17 protein-coding genes are annotated in these 18,354 nt (G+C 61.6%); 10 read left to right on the forward strand and 7 right to left on the reverse strand.

Annotated elements, in window-relative coordinates:
• Positions 1-656: 656 nt before the first annotated feature.
• On the forward strand, positions 657-1,268 hold the full coding sequence (locus tag P2869_RS30835; RefSeq protein WP_017774132.1) for an RNA polymerase factor sigma-70: 612 nt from the start codon (positions 657-659) through the stop codon (positions 1,266-1,268).
• Positions 1,255-1,458, forward strand: a complete 204-nt coding sequence (locus P2869_RS30840) for a zf-HC2 domain-containing protein (protein WP_126875516.1) — start codon at positions 1,255-1,257, stop codon at positions 1,456-1,458. Before P2869_RS30835 ends, P2869_RS30840 begins: the two co-directional genes overlap by 14 nt.
• A gap of 3 nt (positions 1,459-1,461) precedes the next feature.
• On the opposite strand, the gene P2869_RS30845 is transcribed toward P2869_RS30840, so the two are convergent.
• Together P2869_RS30845 and arsC are read right to left on the reverse strand one after the other, a co-directional pair.
• Positions 1,462-1,752 carry a DUF1272 domain-containing protein gene (locus P2869_RS30845; RefSeq protein ID WP_277598981.1) on the reverse strand — a complete coding sequence of 97 codons (291 nt, stop codon included), beginning with the start codon at positions 1,750-1,752 and terminating at the stop codon, positions 1,462-1,464.
• A 285-nt stretch (positions 1,753-2,037) separates the two neighbouring features.
• Complete coding sequence (gene arsC, locus P2869_RS30850; protein WP_017774134.1) at positions 2,038-2,397, reverse strand: arsenate reductase (glutaredoxin); 360 nt, start codon at positions 2,395-2,397, stop codon at positions 2,038-2,040.
• A 1,363-nt stretch (positions 2,398-3,760) separates the two neighbouring features.
• On the opposite strand from arsC, the gene parA reads away from it, so the two are divergent.
• Together parA and P2869_RS30860 are read left to right on the forward strand one after the other, a co-directional pair.
• Positions 3,761-4,423 carry a ParA family partition ATPase gene (gene parA / locus P2869_RS30855; RefSeq protein ID WP_017774135.1) on the forward strand — a complete coding sequence of 221 codons (663 nt, stop codon included), beginning with the start codon at positions 3,761-3,763 and terminating at the stop codon, positions 4,421-4,423.
• 24 nt (positions 4,424-4,447) lie between these two features.
• Positions 4,448-5,509: a ParB/RepB/Spo0J family partition protein gene (locus P2869_RS30860; RefSeq protein WP_126875519.1), complete on the forward strand. Its 1,062-nt coding sequence runs from the start codon at positions 4,448-4,450 to the stop codon at positions 5,507-5,509.
• A gap of 120 nt (positions 5,510-5,629) precedes the next feature.
• Here P2869_RS30860 and P2869_RS30865 read toward each other — a convergent pair whose 3' ends face one another.
• On the reverse strand, positions 5,630-6,982 hold the full coding sequence (locus P2869_RS30865; protein ID WP_126875520.1) for a replication initiation protein: 1,353 nt from the start codon (positions 6,980-6,982) through the stop codon (positions 5,630-5,632).
• A gap of 2,184 nt (positions 6,983-9,166) precedes the next feature.
• Here P2869_RS30865 and P2869_RS30870 point away from each other — a divergent pair.
• Positions 9,167-10,372, forward strand: coding sequence for a DNA-binding protein (locus P2869_RS30870; RefSeq protein WP_277598982.1), 1,206 nt, complete (start codon positions 9,167-9,169; stop codon positions 10,370-10,372).
• A 175-nt stretch (positions 10,373-10,547) separates the two neighbouring features.
• Here P2869_RS30870 and P2869_RS30875 read toward each other — a convergent pair whose 3' ends face one another.
• From P2869_RS30875 to P2869_RS30885, 3 genes are all read right to left on the reverse strand, one after another.
• Positions 10,548-11,552, reverse strand: coding sequence for a tyrosine-type recombinase/integrase (locus tag P2869_RS30875; RefSeq protein WP_277598983.1), 1,005 nt, complete (start codon positions 11,550-11,552; stop codon positions 10,548-10,550).
• A 111-nt stretch (positions 11,553-11,663) separates the two neighbouring features.
• On the reverse strand, positions 11,664-12,062 hold the full coding sequence (locus P2869_RS30880) for a DUF2471 family protein (protein WP_126875523.1): 399 nt from the start codon (positions 12,060-12,062) through the stop codon (positions 11,664-11,666).
• Positions 12,063-12,182: 120 nt separating this feature from the next.
• Positions 12,183-12,821: an XRE family transcriptional regulator gene (locus tag P2869_RS30885; protein WP_277598984.1), complete on the reverse strand. Its 639-nt coding sequence runs from the start codon at positions 12,819-12,821 to the stop codon at positions 12,183-12,185.
• Positions 12,822-13,001: 180 nt separating this feature from the next.
• Here P2869_RS30885 and P2869_RS30890 point away from each other — a divergent pair, with 180 nt between their 5' ends.
• Complete coding sequence (locus P2869_RS30890) at positions 13,002-14,201, forward strand: glycine C-acetyltransferase (protein WP_277598985.1); 1,200 nt, start codon at positions 13,002-13,004, stop codon at positions 14,199-14,201.
• A gap of 17 nt (positions 14,202-14,218) precedes the next feature.
• Positions 14,219-15,247: an L-threonine 3-dehydrogenase gene (gene tdh / locus P2869_RS30895; RefSeq protein ID WP_017774144.1), complete on the forward strand. Its 1,029-nt coding sequence runs from the start codon at positions 14,219-14,221 to the stop codon at positions 15,245-15,247.
• A 48-nt stretch (positions 15,248-15,295) separates the two neighbouring features.
• Here tdh and P2869_RS30900 read toward each other — a convergent pair whose 3' ends face one another.
• Complete coding sequence (locus P2869_RS30900) at positions 15,296-15,997, reverse strand: YceI family protein (RefSeq protein ID WP_277598986.1); 702 nt, start codon at positions 15,995-15,997, stop codon at positions 15,296-15,298.
• A gap of 234 nt (positions 15,998-16,231) precedes the next feature.
• On the opposite strand from P2869_RS30900, the gene P2869_RS30905 reads away from it, so the two are divergent.
• From P2869_RS30905 to P2869_RS30915, 3 genes are all read left to right on the forward strand, one after another.
• Positions 16,232-16,912, forward strand: coding sequence for a TetR/AcrR family transcriptional regulator (locus tag P2869_RS30905; protein WP_277598987.1), 681 nt, complete (start codon positions 16,232-16,234; stop codon positions 16,910-16,912).
• On the forward strand, positions 16,909-17,388 hold the full coding sequence (locus P2869_RS30910; RefSeq protein WP_199540632.1) for a nuclear transport factor 2 family protein: 480 nt from the start codon (positions 16,909-16,911) through the stop codon (positions 17,386-17,388). The genes P2869_RS30905 and P2869_RS30910 overlap by 4 nt, the downstream gene beginning before the upstream one ends.
• Positions 17,389-17,688: 300 nt before the next feature.
• Positions 17,689-18,204 (forward strand): hypothetical protein, encoded by a 516-nt coding sequence (locus P2869_RS30915; RefSeq protein ID WP_277598988.1) that lies wholly within the window; start codon positions 17,689-17,691, stop codon positions 18,202-18,204.
• Positions 18,205-18,354: the final 150 nt, after the last annotated feature.

Genomic DNA, 18,354 nt, shown 5'->3' on the forward strand with positions numbered 1-18,354 from the left:
TTTCTCGACAATTGCAATAGTGGCCGCCGAAGGAATTGGTGAGATTTTTCCTCCCGAGTAAATGACCGTTTGGCCGTACGAAGCGGACCGGCTTGATAAGTCCAATGGGCAAGGGTCTACGCGCTTTGCCGCGTGGAAATTGAGGCACGCCAATAGCGTCGGCACCAGCTTGCAGGGCTCCATCGTTTCAGGTTTTGCAACGATGTATTTCCGCAGTTGTAAGTGCTGCGAGAGGGCTCGCGCAACTTCGTCATGCATCTGTCATTTGAAGGCGTCTGCGCCGACATAGCCCTGACGAACTGCGCCCATGCGGGCGCAGATCACATAAGGTGCGGAATGTGAGAGAAAATGCGCTCCGGGTCCGACGGGTCATAACGCCAGATCGCCCTGCAATACACAGCAGGGCCTCATTGGCGCTCGTCGCGCGGCATAGGGCGAACGGCAGCCGACGCGTCAGCGCGCTGTCCCGGCCGACAATCGCCAATCACATTCCTCGACATGACAAAGCACGAGATGCATCGAGTCTTGCCGGCCATCCCATGCGAGGGAGCCCATGGCAGCGGCCTGGGGGCGGCCGCACAAGCGAGCCGTTGGACCGCACTGCGCCACACTGCAACAGGCACGCGGCCCGCAGTACGCCCGGTGGGGGACGTCGCATGACCGCCGTTGCCGCTCGGCCGGCGCCGGACGATCCGGTCTACCTCGCCCAGTTGCGACGCGACCTGCTCCGCTTCGCGCGGTTGCAGTTGCGAGACGCGGCCGCTGCGGAAGATGCCGTTCAGGAAGCGCTGACCGCAGCGTGGATGCACGCGGACCGCTTCTCCGCGCAGTCCGAGCACAAGACGTGGGTCTTCGGCATCTTGCGGCACAAGCTGGTGGATACGTTGCGCATGCGCCAGCGCACGGTGAACGTGTCTTCGCTCGAGACCGAACTGGACGAAGATACCGTTCTCGATCGCGAGCTGTTCAAGGACAACGGACACTGGACGGCCTATGCGAAACCGCGTCCGTGGCCGACGCCGGAGATCGTGCTGCAACAGCAGCAGTTCTGGCAGCTCTTCGAGATATGCCTCGACCATCTGCCCGAGCACATCGGGCGCGTCTTCATGATGCGAGAGTTTCTCGACCTCGACATTGCCGAGATCTGCGCCGAACTGGAGCTGACCGCCAACCACTGCAGCGTGCTCATCTACCGCGCACGGCTGCGCTTGCGGACGTGCCTGACCGAAAAGGGCCTTTCAGGCGAGGACGCGCATGGGCAAGTGTAAAAACATCACCCGACTACTTTCTGACGCGCTCGACAGGCGGCTCACGGCAGGCGAATGGCTGGCCGTCCGTATGCACCTGCCCACGTGCAGCGGGTGCCGCAACTATCGGCTGCACATTGCGCTGCTTCGTACGGCGGCGCATGAAATGAGCGGCATGGCGGATCATGAGTCGTCTGGGCGCAGAGAGTGACGATCAGCGCTGCGACGGTGGCTTTGCTGCGTACTGCTGAAGATAACGAGCATGAGAGTCGCGGTCGACGCTCGCATCGCGACGCTGCGTGCTCTCCGGATACTTCGCGAGCATGGCCCGCGGACGCACGGGCCGATGTTCGAAGCCGCCGCCGCAGTTCGGACAGACATTGCGTAACGTCGTGGTCGCACACGCTTCGCAAAACGTGCACTCGAAGCTGCAAATCATCGCGTCGGATGAGTCGGGTGGCAACGCCTTGCCACATGCTTCACAGGATGGTCGGAGTTCGAGCATTCGCGTTTCTTCAAGTAGATGGGGCACTGGACGCGGTCTTTTTTAGTGCACGCGGGGACCGGCGGTTGCGCCGTTAGTCAGAGGCGCCGCCGCCGTTAATCGATCGCGAGAATCACGGCATTTTTGGCGGTGACCTTGTTCGAACCGATTGCCCCGGTCGCCTCCCCAGCCCCTGCCAGTAAGTCTGCAAGTCTAGTGAGCGCCTCTTCGGCGCCCCTGCCATTTAGGCCTCGAATTCCGCCAGCTTCGAGCGTCGGGTACCGTCGTCGCTCAGTCAAAGCCCACTCAATCGAAAAGCGCGCTGACGCTCTCCGGCGGACGGCCGATCACAGCCCGGCCATTACGAACGATGATGGGCCGCTGCAGCAGCACAGGATGTTTCGCGAGCGCGTCATACAGCTCGTCGTCGGTTACGCCTTCCCGGTCAAGACTCAGCGCCTTGTACTCGGATTCGGCAGTCCGCACCATGTCGCGTACCGGACAGGCGAGCAAGCGGTTCAGTTCTTTCAACTGAACGACTGACAGCGGATGTTTCAAGTATTCGATGATCTCGACTTTTTCGTGTGCGCCGTTGCTGAGACCGGCAACGAGTTCGCAGGCGCCGCGAGATTTCGAGCAGCGGGGGTTGTGGTAGATGGTGATCATGGGTCGATTGATGTTGAGACGAGTCTGGATGGCGTGCGAGGGGCGATCGGATTGGCCTCGGTAGGGCAACGGCTATCGGGCCGCTGATCGTTCGGCGGCGTTGTTGTGAGCGATGGGATAAGAGGTGCTAACGCGCGGCCTCGTGTGCCGGAATTCTAGCTTGCCGCGTTGGAGTCAATGCGTGGAGGCTTTCGCCTGATTCGGAGAAGATAAGGGAAAGGCAGCTGGCCGAAGAGGCACTGTCTTGCGCACATTCTTCACGAGTTTCTTCGTATCTCGCCTTGTAATTTCATCTTTTTTTATTCGGTTTGTTTCTGCACCTAGGTATCTTCTTATGAGTGACCCCAAGGGCCATCAGTACGTCCGACAACGAGACGCGGATGATGAACTCAGACGGTCTATCCAGCGATAGCTGAATCGGAGCGCGGGTGTATTGGTCTGTGGTCTTGCGACTGACGCCATGACCAGGATTTGATGCCGTAAGACCACGATAGCTTTACCGCGTCGACTAGACTCGCACTCCGCCTGAACGAGGAATCGGCCGCCCGCGTGGCGGGACAATGCTCAGCGCCAAGCGATTTCTGACCATATGTTCCGCGTACGCCAATACCGCGATGTGGCGCCGGAAACTTCCACCGCGCAGGGCAGTACGACGCCGCTGCATATGCGCGAAAGAGGGGGGCGGTCTAGCGCGATAGCCTGGCTGAGTTCGTCTCGTGCGCGTGGGCAACACAGTGCTTGAAGTCGGTGTCGGTCGCCGCAGCGAGGAATCAGGTTAGAACGAAGGGGTTGTTGGCCCGAATGCTTCTAGCGGCGCAAGACTCGACGCACTTCGCAAGCCGTGTCACGCGCGCCTATACCTCGCAGGCTGTCCTCGACCCAACGCCATTCCAAACGCAGATCGTTTCTTCCTCATGGCTTGGTTTATGCGCATAAAGCGAGGCGCTCGGAGGCCGTGTCAAGGCCTCGACCGGTCGCTGGCGACAGACACGCGTCCCACAGTTGACCGCCACGAGCCACGACCCTCCCGGTATTAGGCAGCGGCGGGATTACGGCAGCCGCTTCGCGGGAAGGCGCAACGCCGCCGGAGCTATGCCCAGTTCGCGCACGCACGACGAGTTCACGCCCGGACAGCCTGCAGATTGGCCCACTGCGCCAACCATACGCGACCGTCGCACGGGAGGGCTTTTCGACATAAACGCCGCTCCGCTCCATGAGGGCCTCCTTTGGCGCCAGCCTCGCCCCACCGTTTATGCGCATAAACCCTCGTCCAAATGGCTAATCCGCCTCCTCAGCGTGACAAAGTCATTGAAAATAAACTTCTTCAAGGTAAAATTCAGCGGCATCGAAAAGGAGGTAAGAATTGGCGGCTGAAATTATCGCGGTCACTCAGCAAAAGGGCGGAGTCGGGAAAAGCACGATCGCCATGCATCTCGGCGCTGCGTTCCATGAAAGGGGCAAGCGAGTTTTGGTCGTCGATGCTGACGGGCAGAACACCTTGGTTCACTGGGCGAGCGCGTCGGCCGAAGGCGAGACGGGCATCCCGTTCCCCGTGGTCAACCTCTCGGAGGCCGGTGGCCAAATCCACCGTGAGATAAAGAAGTTCATCGGCGACTACGACATCATCGTGGTCGACTGCCCGCCCTCCATCACCGAAAAAGTCTCAGGCGTTGTGCTCCTGGCCGCGACCGTCGCCGTCATACCCACCTCGTCGTCGCCAGCTGACTATTGGTCGAGTGTTGGTTTGGTGAAGCTCATCCAGCAAGCACAGGTGATGAACGAAGATCTTCGGGCGGTCTTCCTGCTCAATAAAACCGAAGAGAAACGCATGCTGACGCGCGAGCTGAAGCGCGCGCTGGAAGAGCTCGGCTTTCCTTTACTCAAAACACAAATCCCCACGCGCGAGGCCTACAAGCAGGCGATGGCGTTAGGACAAACCGTCCTGCAAATGAACGATCGCGGCGCAAAGCTGGCAAGCATCGAAATACGGGCATGTGCGGACGAAATCGCCAGCATGCTTCCCTGACTTTATGCGCATAAAGGACCCTGAATGAAATCATCCCAGTTCGCAAAAGGCTTCCAGGCGCGGCCAGACACGACCAGTAGCGAAAAGCGCACTGCGCTCGATCGCCTCAATGCAATCGATGGCCTCGTACAGAACAAATCGAAACCCGGCGAATCAGTCGGCAGGGCAAGTCAGCCTGTCCTAAAGCCAGTCGCCGACGACCCGGAACAGGTGGATATTGCGAGCGAGTCAACGCAGTATCGCGCGTGGCGCATGGCACAGGGATACCGCCCCGGACAGGTCATCGAACTTGCGCTCAAGTCGATCAAGCCGAGTCCCTTCAACCCGCGATACTTCTATCTGAAATCGTCCATCGCCGAGCTAGCCGTGAATCTGGCGAAGCAAGGTCAACAACAGCCCATTCACGTCATTCCGGATTACGACAATCCCGGCACGTACTTCGTCAGCGACGGCGGGCGACGCGTGCGTGCATTGAAGGAAGCGAACAAGGAAACGGTAAAGGCAGTCGTCATCGATCTGCCGATCGGAATTCAGAGTTACAAGCTCGGCTACGACCTCAACGTACAGCGTGATTCGCAAACCGTCTTCGACAACGCCGTCGTATGGAAGCGCTTCATCGAGGAGAAGCATTTCCAGAGTCAGAAAGAACTCGCCGAACATCTTGGACTCGATGAGTCCACGGTGGCCGTCGCACTGTCCATCGCGAAACTGCCCGAGCCGGTCATGCACGAAATGGTGGCGCGACCCGATCGCTTTGGCTCGAACATGGCGTATCAAGTGGGCCGCTATCACACAGCACGCGGAACCGACTCCACACTACGCCTCATCAACCGGATCCTCGCCGACGACCTCAGTACGCGCCAGGTGGCGGACATCGTGAAGGGTAGGGCAAGCGCGCAAGAGACTCAAAAGCCGGCAGGGCGTCAACGCTACGCGCAACGCCTCGAAGTGAAGCTGGATGGCGTATCGGTCGGCGATCTGAAATCGTATGGGGACGACAGACTCGAACTGAGGCTGCGCGGTCTGGCTAGAGAGAAGCGCGACGACATCCTGCGGCAGATCGAACAAATCCTGGCGCAGAAGTAAAAGCAAACTTTTCGGCGGGCGCCTTCATGGCGCCCGTTGCGCCTGCGTGTCGGCGCTCAACAGTGGTTATGAACGCGAGCGTCGATAAATATCATCGACGCAAGAACCAGCGTCACCACATCAAGCGGCTCTCGACTGGCTCAAGGTGAACGAAAGCAGATCGCCATCCGTCGGCTCGCCCCACGTCTTGCGAGCGAGCCAATCGAAAAACGCCGTTTCAGCCAGCTTTGACTCCAGCCCACGTCGACGCCAGTCGTCACGAAGATGCGAACCCAGACCGGGCAATTCGTCTGATTCGAACGTCTCGCGCGCGAGGCCCTGCTCGACCGAGCCCTGCTCCTCATAGAGCGCCTGAGCCTCCTTACGTCGATACGCGGCGTATTCGCTCAACAGGCGAGCCTTCAGATCGTCGGCCGGCACCGTCGCTCCACCGGAAGACTTGCCACCGGCGGACGGCAGCGCATCCACTGGCGGCGCGTAACCCTTCTTCAGGGCGTCCTTGAAGAGTGCCGCCGCGCTGCGCACCGGCGGCAACGTGGTGCTCCGCATGCGCTGTTCGGTCATCTGCAACGCCGCGCGAATCCGGTTTTCCTCGCTATCGGCATATAGCGATTGGGCTTCCTTGAGCGGAATGCCGAGCTTCACCATGCGATCGACCAGCGTGCTGTCGAACACATTGGGATGCTCGTCGAGCGCGAGCATGGGTTGCTTGCGCTCGGTGACACGGAACTGGATCTCCGCCACGCGCCGGCCTTCCCGGTGCTCGATCAACTCGACGAAGATGTTGGTGACCGCGTTCACCTCGGCAATCGCCGGACGCAAATAATCGCGCTTGAAGTATTTGTATTCGCGCTTGGCTTCATCGCCGGCCTCGGTGTCCGGCGTACCGGAGAGAATGGGACGCCACCATTCCCACGGCTCGCGCATCGTCAGATGACTCGGATTGGTGAGGTAACGGACGCAGATCTCGTACAGCGCCAGCCCTGCGCTGCTACGCAGCTGGCTCTGGAACTGGAGGCTCAGTCGGGCGTATTGGACCGGATCGAGGAGCTTTTTCTTGATCTTCGGCGCGAACGAAAATTCGACCCACACACGACGTGTCTGCGGGTCTTCCAGGATTTCCGCGTCGGCGATAAGCGTGGAGATGCCCCACTTGCGGCCCGGCTTCTGGCTTGACGTGCCTTGACTCCACTCCACCTGAACGGAAACCATCCGCCGAAGGTGTTCCTTCACCAGCGCAGTGTCGTTGGAATCGAACGCCGAATTGGCCACGATGTCGGACAGCAGCGCGCGGTACGTGTCGCCCGACTCGTCGGCCTGCTGGGCCACAGCCAGCAATACGTTGAACAGCTTGCGGGTGAGCAGGGTAATCTTGCCGCTCTTGGGCTGGATCGCAATCGCCTCGACGGCTTTGCGCAATTCGGCTGAGCTGGGGCTCACCACATCGGTTTTCTTCGCGCGCTTCGTGGCCATGCGTCGGGTCGATGAGAGATTTTCGCGACAGCATACCGTCACGGGTGATATGCGTCCATAGGGCCTCTCTCACCATTGCCGGTGAACTGCGTTTACGAACCGCGACTCACCGCGAGTATGTCCCGAAAACGCTCACCTTCAATCCAGTCGATCGTTTCGTGGCCGCTATGAGCCTCGTGGGTCAGGCGTAAGCCTGCCGGCTAAACGGTGAGCCAAACGGACGCCTTCACTTCCCGTATCCGCTCACCCTGGAGACTGTGGCAATTTCGCGACGCGATACCTGATAGAAATGCCGCCGGCAAAAGGCCTCGCGCGAGCCGCCGCGTCGCTCGCGCCTTGGGCGGTATTTATCCAATACCGGCGCGACGTCCGACCATCCACGGCCGGATTGGACTCTGACAACCTCTTCGCTCCCAACCATCGGACGCGACGCCGCCAGGCGGTCTAAACGCCTTAATAAACGCCTTAACTGCCGCTCGTCTGCGCCGCCGCCGATACTTCCGTCTGAACCGGCTCCGTGCCGCCCTGCGACGCCCCGAAGCGTGGCGGAAAGACCGACCGACGGTCGAGGATGAGCCTACATGAAGGGGCTGATATGTCCGTCACCGGGAAGAAGACTGGCAGACGCCACCCACCACCTGGCGGACGCAAAACAGGCCAGTCCGCTCATCGAACGTTGAGCAGCACGACACTCGCTGCGATGTGCAAGGAGATTTCTGCGGATTCCGCGCTACTTCACAACCCTGTCCTGCGCGCAGCGAGTCCCAAAGCGGGCCAGAATCGCGCACCAGCACTCCAAACACGTCCCGAAAAGTCTCACCATTAGCGTCCAGCGAAGCGGCGCCCAGTCGCGCTCTGCGCTCGCTCCACATCGTCAAGACTGTCCCGATGCTCCCGAAAAGCCTCACTTTGGAGCCGCACCAGGAAGAACTGCATCCTCGGCAAAGCACCATCGACATCGATCCCGAAAACGCTCACCTCTCGGCTTTCCTGGAGAAATCCCTAATCCTGGCGGGTACTTAGCAGCGTCGAGAGCACTCCAGCGCCACTGCCGCACTCCCGAAAACGCTCACCTGTTTCCAGTTTCCTATTGCTCCGCCCACGTTCCAACCGGCGACTGGCGGTCCCCGAACTGTCTCACCTTTTGCTCGCGTGACAGCACGAAGTACAGGTCCGCCAGCGCCCACCATCCGGGCCTTTGCGGCAATCGCAGCGGAGTTTTCTCCCGAAAAATCTCACCTCACCATGCCATTGCCACTTGAAGTACTCCCGAAAACGCTCACCAACCATCCCGTCAGGCCAGGAAGCGACGATAATCGCAACGGCTTTCATGCCATCCCGTAAGACCTCACCGTTGTGCCGCCCGCCGCAAATCAACACCGAGAGGGCGCGCAACGCACACAGCACAGCACTCCCGAAAACGCTCACCATTACCCTGCGAATGCCCAATATTTGTGCAAAGACTGGGGTTGTTCCTGAAAAATCTCACTTCTGCCGTCCGTTTCTTCCCGGGATCCTTCACCTTCCCACCCGCGAAGGTCCGGAGAACGGCCGTTTTCTTGTTAGCACGCACTCCCGAATAGACTCACCTCGGTGCGATACACATCGCAGATCGCTGTTCAGGTACTAAAAGGCCGCCCGCGGATTGTGATCCCGTAACGTCTCACCTATGTAGAACAGCCAGAATGGATGCCTTCCCGAACCCGCTCACTTCGTTTCCCGCAGTTCCTCACCACCGTCCCCGAACCCCGTCACCGGCTTATCCCGTACTGTCTCACCAGGCGTCCCGCAGCATCTCACCTGATTGCCCGGAAACCCTTGTCCAGTAAGCCTTTGCCGTGGCGTTAACGTTTTTAACTTGGTTCAAGGGTGTTTACTTTTATATCTCTCAAGCTAAAAGCTGTGAGCCTTCTGAACAATCGCCGTCAAAGACACGGCCCACGATCACCCGGCTCGTGAAACAGTGACAAAACAATGAAGCCTCTGTAGTTTTCTTTTTAAAACAATCGGTTATGCGCTAATCTTAGCTTTGTTTCACGGAAACACTGCCAGGCACTGACCTGAGGCACGATCGCAGCATCCAAAAGCGGCTGCAAGATGCCTCAGGCCCTTCTCAGCCGCAAAACCGTACCATTCGATACGTAATTTGTTATGATTTACACGATCTGACTTCCAGAGACTCGGATGAATCTAGACAAAGAACGTTTAGCAATACGCCAAGAGCTAGAAACCATGCTGGCGAGCGGTGCGCGCCGGCAGGAATTGTCCCTACACGCTTGCAAACGACTCTTCTTCGACCTGGGCATTCGTCCCTCGATGGCCGCCGTCCGCGACCTGACCCAGACCGGCAGTGCGAGCGACATCCCCAAAGACATCGACGCGTTCTGGGAACGCATCCGGACCGCGTCCCGTGTCCGCGTGGGCTCCGGTGTCATTCCGAAAGCGCTCGAGGACCGGGCAGGCGAGCTGCTCGGCTCACTGTTCGAGGAAGCGATTTTGCATGCCAAGACGCTGCTCGAAGGTGAGCGCGCCGAGATCCAACAGGTGCTTGCGGCTGCGGAGCAGAAAGTTCGCGAGGCGGACCTTCTACGTGCGGCCGCTGACGATCACGTTCATCGCAGCGAAGCACGCGCCGAAGCCGCATGGACACGTGTGCGCGAACTCGAGGCCCAACTGGCGGCCTCTACCACGCACGGTGCGGCGCACCAGGAAAACCTGCAAAGCACGACGCGGCGCCTGGAGGCGGAAAACGAGGCGCTGCGCAAGCGCGTCGATACCGAACAAGCGACCAACGCGACCCTACGCGACCGGATCGACGCCCTCCATGCCGACCTCCGCGAAAGCACTGAGCACTACGCGCAGCAGATCAAGGACGCGGTGGCCGAAGCCGAGCGGCGCGTCAAGCCGATGCTGGTGGAACTCGACTCGCTGCGATCGATGGCGGCCACCTGGCAGACCGCGCAGCGCGACGCGAGCCGCAAGGAATTCGATTTCATCCAGCAACTCTCTGCGGCCAAGGCGCGAGCCGACAGACTGGACGCCCAGCTTCGCGAGCAATCGGACGAAATCGATGCCCTTACGCGCGAATTGACCGCTTTGCGCTCGCAGAATGGCGTGGATCCGCGCGTTGCCTCGCTTCTTTGTACGCTGGCCACCGCCGGCCGGCTGACAACGGACGAACTCGCGGACGTTGGAACGATGCTGGATGGCCACGTCACCCTGCCATCTCATTGCCCGAAGTGCGAGGACGGTGAACCCGAGCTTTCCGAGGTCGATCACCAGTTCGAGCTGTCGTGTCCTGAATGCGATCACTCGTCGGGCATGGGCGCGTCAAGGCTGGAAGCCGTCACGCGATTCATGGCTGTCGGTGCGCATGCCACTTCGATCTGACATCACTGCTGCCCTGAACGGCGCGGCCACGCGCTTTTCGCGCGCGTACGCTGAGCCCTCATTGGTGAGCCGATGCGGGAGCCACTGATAACAAAAGGGTGAGCGTTTTCGGGACTCCGCACACGTAGCCCCTTAACAACGTAGGCCGCTGACGACCTTCAGTGCTTCCGCACACCTATCGCCCAGGCGCGCCCCGGTGGTTCCCCGAGGGCTCATCGGCACGCCTTGTCCCCACTTCGATTCGATCCACCCAAGCCTTCCACGCTCGATGCAGCCGGTTCGCCGACAACACCTGCGCAAATCCGAGCCACTGTCCAACGAGTTCGGGGCTCACGCCGCTTTCGAACAGATCGGCGGCAAACGTATTGCGCAGCGTTTGCGGACTGGCCCGGTCCTCTCGCGTGTTTGCGAGCCCGGCCGTTTCGACGATAGCGTCGACCGCCCGCAGCACCGTCGCCTTATGCATCGGCCGCCCGGACGGCGACGCCGGAAACACCAGATGCCCCGGCAGGCGAGCATCCGAGCGCTCAGTAAGCCACGCGTCGAGCACGGCGACGCTGAACGGCGACAGCCGTGTACGGCGTGTGAATTCCGGGTTGCCCGCTTCGATCAAGACCCATGGCGCGCCGCGCGTGACGCAACTAATGGAAAGCGCCATCGCCTCGCCCGTTTTCAGTCCACCGCCCAGGAATACCGCCACCAGCGCGCGATCACGGCGCTCGCGCCAGCGTTGCGCCGCCGAGGCGCTGGAAAGCGGCGTGAACAGGTATGCCACCAGCGCGGCGCGCTCGGCCACAGTGAGAAAACTGGTCGGCTCGTTGTCGCGCGCGGTTCGCCATGCTGCATCGGCATCCTGAGCAATGAACCGCGCCGGGTTTGTCGATGCATGTTCGATCTGGCGGACATGATCCAGCACGCGCTCGATGAGCCTTAAATAGCGGGCTTTTTGTGTCTTTCGGATGGAGCGTTCCGCGACGAAGTCCGCGATGGTCTGCATGTCGACCGTGTGGAGATTCATGCGTCTGGACTGGAGCCAGTCGACGAACTGACTCCATTGCGCGCGGTAAATGTCGGCGGATGAAGCGCGGAAGTTTTGCCCCGCTAGCCACGCATCGAATGCGGCGTGCGGATCGCGGCGCCAGTCTTCACGGTGCGGGTCGAAGAGATCGCTGCGTTGCACATCGCGCGTTACAGCTGGAGAACGGGACGGCGCAGGCATCGGCTATCTCCCATTAGTTGCATTCGATATTGAGACCGGCAACTGCCGCCCCTGCAAGCCAATCGACGGGACTCAGTCGCCCCATGCGCGCAACCGCCGCGCAGAGCCGGCTGCCGACGACCGCGTGGAAGCGGACGGATCCACACTCTCAAGTGCCCGCTCGTACGCCGCGACGGCAAATGCGAACACTGGCGGCAACGCGTTGGATGCGCCGAAGTCGACTATGTCGTCAGTCTCCGGATAAGACAGGCCGTTCGGACGTTGAAAGAGGCTCAGCATCGCCTCGTCATGGCGGCTGGCGAAGCCCAGGTCGGCGAGCGCTTCAGCCTCGATGGCGTGCAGCAGCCGCCACGTGAGCGGTACGCGCTGGACGATATAGCGCGACGCGATACGTCGCACGATGTTGTTGAGATCGCGCGCCGCGAACTGGAAGCGCAGCGCGGCAAGGTCGTGGTCGTTCGGGGTATTCATGTTCTGCTCCGGTCGATCGCCCAATACTGTACAAACATACAGTATTGGGCGCAACCTCGGCGCTCAGGTGCGAACGGCCGTCCTGCGCAACGCACCGTTCGGAACGCTCCCCCAGTTCCCTCACCCGTGAATGACCACGAGCAGCGCCCGTGCATCGGCCTTGCCGGCGTTGCGAATGGCGTGCGGCTGATCGGCCACGTAACGTGCGGTTTCCGAGGACTTGAGCCGCCGCTTCGTGCCAGCCGCTTCTACTTCCATCGTGCCTTGCAGAACCGTGAGATGTTCGCGCGTGCCGGGCTCGTGCGCGCTCGAAACGAGTGCCCCGCCCGGCTGCAAAGTCAGTTCGTACCACTCGAAGCGGCCCGCGAGTTCGATCGGTCCCCACACGCGCAACTGATAGCCGGCGTCGTGGCCATTCAGCGTGGGAATGTCGTGCGGCCCCGCCACGGCAATGGCCTCCGGCGCCTTTTGCTGCGCAAAGAGCGAGTCGAGATTGACGCCGAGCGCATTGGTGAGCCGCCACGCGACAGCGATTGTCGGGTTCGCCTTGTCGCGTTCGATTTCCGATAGCATCGACTTCGATACGCCCGCGGCCCGCGACAGATCGTCGAGCGTCATGTGCCGCTCGCTGCGCAGCCGCTGGATCTGTTCGCCCACACGCGGCGGCGCAGCGACAGCCGGCGTAGCCGGTGCCGCTGTAGCGGCCGGTGCAGATGACTTTGAAAGCGCGGACGTGCGCCGGTTGCCCGAGCTTGCCATTTAATGCCCCATCGTTTAGAGTTGTTCGATATACCGAACTATAGTTCGGAAAAACGAAAATTTCCGGTAAGACTGACGGCGACTATAGCAGCGCGCTACGCCGCTGGATAGTCGGCCGGCCGGTAACTGCCGCCGGGGCCACGAGCCTCGCGCGGCGCGATCCTGTCAGGAGCTTCGTCCATGCGTGAACCCTACCTTGCCCATTTGCGCACCACGCTCGACCAGATTCGCGCGGACGGTTTCTACAAGACCGAACGCGTCATCGCAAGCCCGCAGTCTTCGGACATCCGGCTTGCCGATGGTGCCGACGTGCTGAACTTCTGTGCGAACAACTATCTCGGCCTCGCGGACGATCCGCGTTTGATTGCAGCAGCGAAAGAAGGCCTCGACAACGACGGCTTCGGCATGGCGTCGGTACGCTTCATCTGCGGCACGCAGACAGTGCACAAGCAGCTGGAAAGCGCGCTGGCCGCATTCCTGCAGACTGACGATTGCATCTTGTATTCCAGCTGTTTCGATGCGAACGGCGGCCTCTTCGAGACACTGCTCGATGAGTCCGACGCCGTGATCAGCGACGAACTCAACCATGCCAGCATCATCGACGGCGTGCGGCTATGCAAGGCGAAGCGCTATCGCTACCGCAACAACGATCTCGCCGACCTCGAAGCGAAGCTGCGTGAAGCCGATGCCGCCGGCGCGCGCTTCAAGCTGATTGCGACGGACGGCGTGTTCTCGATGGACGGCATCATCGCCAACCTGGCCGGCATCTGCGATTTGGCCGACCGATATGGCGCGCTGGTGATGGTCGACGACTCGCACGCAGTGGGCTTCATCGGCGAGCACGGCCGCGGCACGCCCGAGCATTGCGGCGTGGCGGGCCGCATCGACATCATTACCGGCACGCTCGGCAAGGCACTGGGCGGCGCATCGGGCGGCTACGTTGCCGCGCGCAAGGAGATCGTCGAACTGTTGCGCCAGCGCTCGCGTCCCTATCTGTTCTCCAACACGCTCACGCCGAGCATTGCCGCTGCGTCGCTGAAGGTGCTCGAACTGGTTCAAAGCGCAGAAGGCGCGCAACTGCGCGAGCGCGTACGGGCCAACGGTGCGCACTTTCGCCGCGCCATGACCGAACTCGGCTTCACGCTCGTGCCCGGCGAGCATCCCATCATTCCGGTGATGCTCGGCGACGCGCAGATCGCGTCGAGCATGGCGGATGCCTTGCTGAAGGAAGGTGTCTACGTGATCGGCTTCTCGTATCCGGTGGTGCCGAAGGGCCGCGCGCGCATTCGCACGCAAATGAGCGCGGCGCACACGCCGGAGCAGATCGATCGTGCCGTCGATGCCTTCGCGCGCGTCGGCAAGTCGCTGGGCATTGTTTGACACGGGACCGAACGCACATGAAAGCACTCGCAAAACTCGAACGCGCACCGGGCCTCACGCTCACACGCGTAAAAAAGCCTGAAGTGGGCCACAACGACGTGATGATCCGCATTCGCCGCACCGCGATCTGCGGCACGGACATTCACATCTGGAAGTGGGACGACTGGGCCCAGAAGACGATTCCGGTGCCCATGCACGTGGGCCACGAGTACGTTGGCGAAATCGTCGAGATGGGGCAGGAGGTGCGCGGCTTCGCGATAGGCGACCGCGTATCCGGCGAAGGACACATCACGTGCGGGTTCTGCCGCAATTGCCGCGCGGGGCGCCGGCACCTGTGCCGCAATACCGTGGGCGTGGGCGTGAATCGCGAAGGCGCGTTCGCGGAGTATCTCGTCATTCCGGCCTTCAATGCGTTCAAGATTCCGCCTGAAATTTCGGACGATCTCGCCGCAATCTTCGACCCGTTCGGCAACGCGACGCACACCGCGCTTTCGTTCAACCTGGTTGGCGAGGACGTGCTGATTACGGGGGCGGGTCCCATCGGCATCATGGCGGTGGCCATCGCGAAGCACGTGGGCGCGCGCAACGTCGTTATCACGGACATCAACGACTACCGGCTCGATCTTGCTCGCAAGATGGGCGCGACGCGTGCGGTAAACGTATCGCGCGAGTCGCTGCGCGACGTGATGAGCGAACTGCACATGACCGAAGGCTTCGACGTGGGACTCGAAATGTCGGGTGTGCCGAGCGCATTCACGGCATTGCTTGAAGCGATGAACCACGGCGGCAAGGTGGCGCTGCTCGGCATTCCCCCCGCGCAAACGGCCATCGACTGGAATCAGGTCATTTTTAAAGGGCTGGAAATCAAGGGCATTTATGGCCGCGAGATGTTCGAGACCTGGTACAAGATGGTGGCCATGCTGCAAAGCGGCCTCGACCTGTCGCCCATCATCACTCACCGCTTCGCCGTGGACGACTACGAAAAAGGCTTTGCCGCCATGCTCTCCGGCGAAAGCGGCAAGGTGATTCTCGACTGGACCGAGTGATCCGATGTGATCCTGCGCGGGCCAGTGCGGCCCGCGCTCTTCCGCTATTCAGCTTCCGGCCGCTGCCGCCGCGGCCGGCTTCACGAACTCCGCCTCGATGCGAACGCGCACGTCGTCCCCCACTGCGGGATACCACGTCGACAAGCCAAACTTCGCGCGACTGAAGTGCCCCTGTGCAGAGAAACCTAGCGTGGCTTCCTTGGTGAGCGGATTCGGCGCGTAGCCGTTGAACGTCACATCGAGCGTCACGGGCTGCGTTACGCCATGAATGGTGAGGTCGCCCGTGAGCGTGCCGCGCGACTCGCCCGATCCGTCCGATCCGCCCGTTCGTTCGAAACGTGTGCTGACGAAGCGGATTTGCGGATAGCGAGCCACGTCGAACATATCCGTACCCTTCACCATTCTGTCGAGCACCGGCACGTTCGTATCCACGCTCGCGGCGTCTATTGTGGCCGCCACGCTGCTGCCGGCGAGTCCCTCGGGACGCCAGTCGAGCTGCGCCGTCACCTTGTCGAAGCGCATCGTAAAGTGCGAGTAATGGAAGTGATCGACATCGAACGACACATTCCAGTGATGCGGGTCCAGTTGGTAGCGTCCCGCAGGCACGCTGGCTTCCTTCGTGCTCACGCTATGCGTCACCACCCTCAGCGGTGTGCAGGCGTCCAGCACGACGACGGGCGCCGTCAACGCGAGCGCCAGTGCGCCGCGCGCAACGAGTCTTGCGGCACCGGCAACGACAGTTCGGTCCATTCCTTTCTCCATCCCGGTTATGAACGACGTGATGGGCAACACCATAGCGCAACTGCTCGACGCCCGCCCGCGTGGCCACCACCCCGTCCCATCCCCTTCCGTATTCAAGGCACTTGACGCCGGAGAATGATCGTTCTACATTGCGCACATGGAGAATGATCGTTCCACCTGAAATGCAAGGTAGCGAAACAAGGTGGCGAATCAAGATAGCGAAACACTTGCAAGGACCCACAGATGCCAGCCGCACCGCTCGATGACCCATCCGCATCCCAGGCAGGCGCTCGCGAGCGCCTTCTGGATGCAGCCGAGGCGCTGATCTACGCCGGCGGCATTCACGCCACGGGCGTCGATGCGATCGTGCGCGAGTCCGGCACGGCGCGCAAAAGCTTCTACACGCATTTCGAATCGAAAGACGCGCTGGTGGCCGCCGCGCTCGCGCGGCGCGACGAGCGCTGGATGCGCTGGTTCGTGGACGGCACGCTAAGCCGCGCACGCACACCTCGCACGCGGCTGCTCGCCATGTTCGACGTGCTGCGCGAATGGTTTGCTTCGCCGGACTTCCACGGCTGCGCGTTCCTGAATGCGGCCGGAGAAATAGGCTCGCCGGACGATCCCATCCGCGTCGTCGCGCGCGATCACAAGGAGCGCTTACTGCGTTTCGTGCGCGAGCAATGCGACGATTACTTCGCAGCCATTGCAGGAGACCGTCGCCATGCGGCGCGCCTCGCGCGCCAATGGCTGATTCTGATCGACGGCGCAATCGGCGTGGCGCTCGTGAGCGGCAGCGCCGACACGGCGCTCGATGCCCGTGCCGCCGCCGAACGTCTGCTTGACACCAGTACGAGTTCCGCACGTCCATCGAAGCCGTCGTCGCGGCGGCTTGCCCGTTCCACCTCCCCTAAGGAAACGCCATGACCCAGTCCGCCGAAACTCGCCCGCCCGTTCCGCCCTTCACGCAGGAAACGGCCATCCAGAAAGTCCGCGCCGCGGAAGACGGGTGGAACACGCGCGACCCCGAGCGCGTCTCGCTCGCTTACACGCCGCAAAGCGTCTGGCGCAACCGCGCCGAGTTCGTGACGGGCCGCGAGCAGATCGTGGGACTCTTGCGCCGCAAATGGGCGCGCGAGCTGGATTACCGGCTCATCAAGGAACTGTGGGCGTTCGGCGGCAACCGCATTGCCGTGCGCTTCGCCTACGAATGGCACGACGATTCCGGCCACTGGTTCCGCTCATACGGCAACGAGAACTGGGAGTTCGACGAAAACGGCCTCATGGCGCGTCGCCACGCGAGCATCAACGACCTGCCCATTCGCGAGAGCGAGCGGCTCTATCACTGGCCGCTCGGCCGTCGCCCCGACGACCACCCCGGCTTGTCGGACCTGGGGCTGTAACGCTGCCTCCGCGCGCGCCTCATCCGCGCGCGGCTTTTCTCGCATCCCACCAGCACATCACGTTGCGGCGCAGCGATTTTCACGGAATTGACGCCGCTTTCCCTTATGGTTGCGCCCAGGTCTGTACCGCCGCGCAACGCGCGTGCCGCTTTGCCCGAGCACGTCTTCCACTGCGTTTTCCGCCTGTTGCGGTACAGTTCGCGACTTGGGTTGGCTAGCTGGCGCCCTTCTTTTTCGGGCACAGAACCCTGACGGACAACAAACGAATCGCGCCGGCACCAGACCGGCGATGGAGAAGACATGCTCTCGAGGCGGAACAACAAGAAGCCCACCTACCTCGCCGCCGCGCTGGCCGCTACGTTGCTGCTGGCCGCGAGCGGCGCCCGCGCTGCCAGCTGGTGCGCGAACGGCCTCTGGGTAGATGCAATGGTGGGCTCCTACCACATCAACCCCGACAAGCATTTCGAGGACTTCAACCCCGGCCTCGGCATCGAATGCTGGCCCGGGCAGCAATGGGCGCTCACCGCAGGCGGCTTTCGCAACTCGCTGCGTCGCCCGTCGTGGTACGGCGGCGCTGTCTGGGCACCGGAGTTCGCGCATTGGGGTTTCGTGCGCGTCGCCGTGATGGGCGGCATCATCTCCGGCTACAACTACGGCAATTGGGGCTTGGGGCGCGACCACACCATCGGCCCGGTGGTGGCGCCGCTGCTGATGTTCGAATACCGGCGTGTGGGCGCCAACGTCATCGTGATTCCGCCCATTCCCTCGGACGACCTGCCGTTTACCCTCGGCTTCCAGTTGAGGGTGAAGTTCTAGGGCCACCGCGCGCGCACTATCGCTTTTCCGGATAGGCCCTATCCGGGCTTTCCCGTTGCTCCAGACCGCGGCCGATGCGAGACTTTGACGCTGATCAAATCCGCGCAACGCGGATCTTGATGCGAAGTCACAAAAAGGACGCGGCAGCCC

The sequence above is a fragment of the Paraburkholderia sp. SUR17 genome (genome assembly GCF_029536165.1).
Lineage (GTDB): Bacteria > Pseudomonadota > Gammaproteobacteria > Burkholderiales > Burkholderiaceae > Paraburkholderia > Paraburkholderia kururiensis.

What these genes read in the sequence shown, in the direction of transcription:
- P2869_RS30900 (WP_277598986.1), bottom strand. Translation starts at nt 15,997, where the DNA reads ATGGACCGAACTGTCGTTGCCGGTGCCGCAAGACTCGTTGCGCGCGGC.
- P2869_RS30880 (WP_126875523.1), bottom strand. Translation starts at nt 12,062, where the DNA reads ATGAATACCCCGAACGACCACGACCTTGCCGCGCTGCGCTTCCAGTTC.
- P2869_RS30835 (WP_017774132.1), top strand. Translation starts at nt 657, where the DNA reads ATGACCGCCGTTGCCGCTCGGCCGGCGCCGGACGATCCGGTCTACCTC.
- P2869_RS30870 (WP_277598982.1), top strand. Translation starts at nt 9,167, where the DNA reads ATGAATCTAGACAAAGAACGTTTAGCAATACGCCAAGAGCTAGAAACC.
- P2869_RS30915 (WP_277598988.1), top strand. Translation starts at nt 17,689, where the DNA reads ATGCTCTCGAGGCGGAACAACAAGAAGCCCACCTACCTCGCCGCCGCG.
- P2869_RS30840 (WP_126875516.1), top strand. Translation starts at nt 1,255, where the DNA reads ATGGGCAAGTGTAAAAACATCACCCGACTACTTTCTGACGCGCTCGAC.
- P2869_RS30865 (WP_126875520.1), bottom strand. Translation starts at nt 6,982, where the DNA reads ATGGCCACGAAGCGCGCGAAGAAAACCGATGTGGTGAGCCCCAGCTCA.
- arsC (WP_017774134.1), bottom strand. Translation starts at nt 2,397, where the DNA reads ATGATCACCATCTACCACAACCCCCGCTGCTCGAAATCTCGCGGCGCC.
- P2869_RS30905 (WP_277598987.1), top strand. Translation starts at nt 16,232, where the DNA reads ATGCCAGCCGCACCGCTCGATGACCCATCCGCATCCCAGGCAGGCGCT.
- P2869_RS30885 (WP_277598984.1), bottom strand. Translation starts at nt 12,821, where the DNA reads ATGGCAAGCTCGGGCAACCGGCGCACGTCCGCGCTTTCAAAGTCATCT.
- tdh (WP_017774144.1), top strand. Translation starts at nt 14,219, where the DNA reads ATGAAAGCACTCGCAAAACTCGAACGCGCACCGGGCCTCACGCTCACA.
- P2869_RS30890 (WP_277598985.1), top strand. Translation starts at nt 13,002, where the DNA reads ATGCGTGAACCCTACCTTGCCCATTTGCGCACCACGCTCGACCAGATT.
- P2869_RS30910 (WP_199540632.1), top strand. Translation starts at nt 16,909, where the DNA reads ATGACCCAGTCCGCCGAAACTCGCCCGCCCGTTCCGCCCTTCACGCAG.
- P2869_RS30860 (WP_126875519.1), top strand. Translation starts at nt 4,448, where the DNA reads ATGAAATCATCCCAGTTCGCAAAAGGCTTCCAGGCGCGGCCAGACACG.
- P2869_RS30845 (WP_277598981.1), bottom strand. Translation starts at nt 1,752, where the DNA reads ATGCTCGAACTCCGACCATCCTGTGAAGCATGTGGCAAGGCGTTGCCA.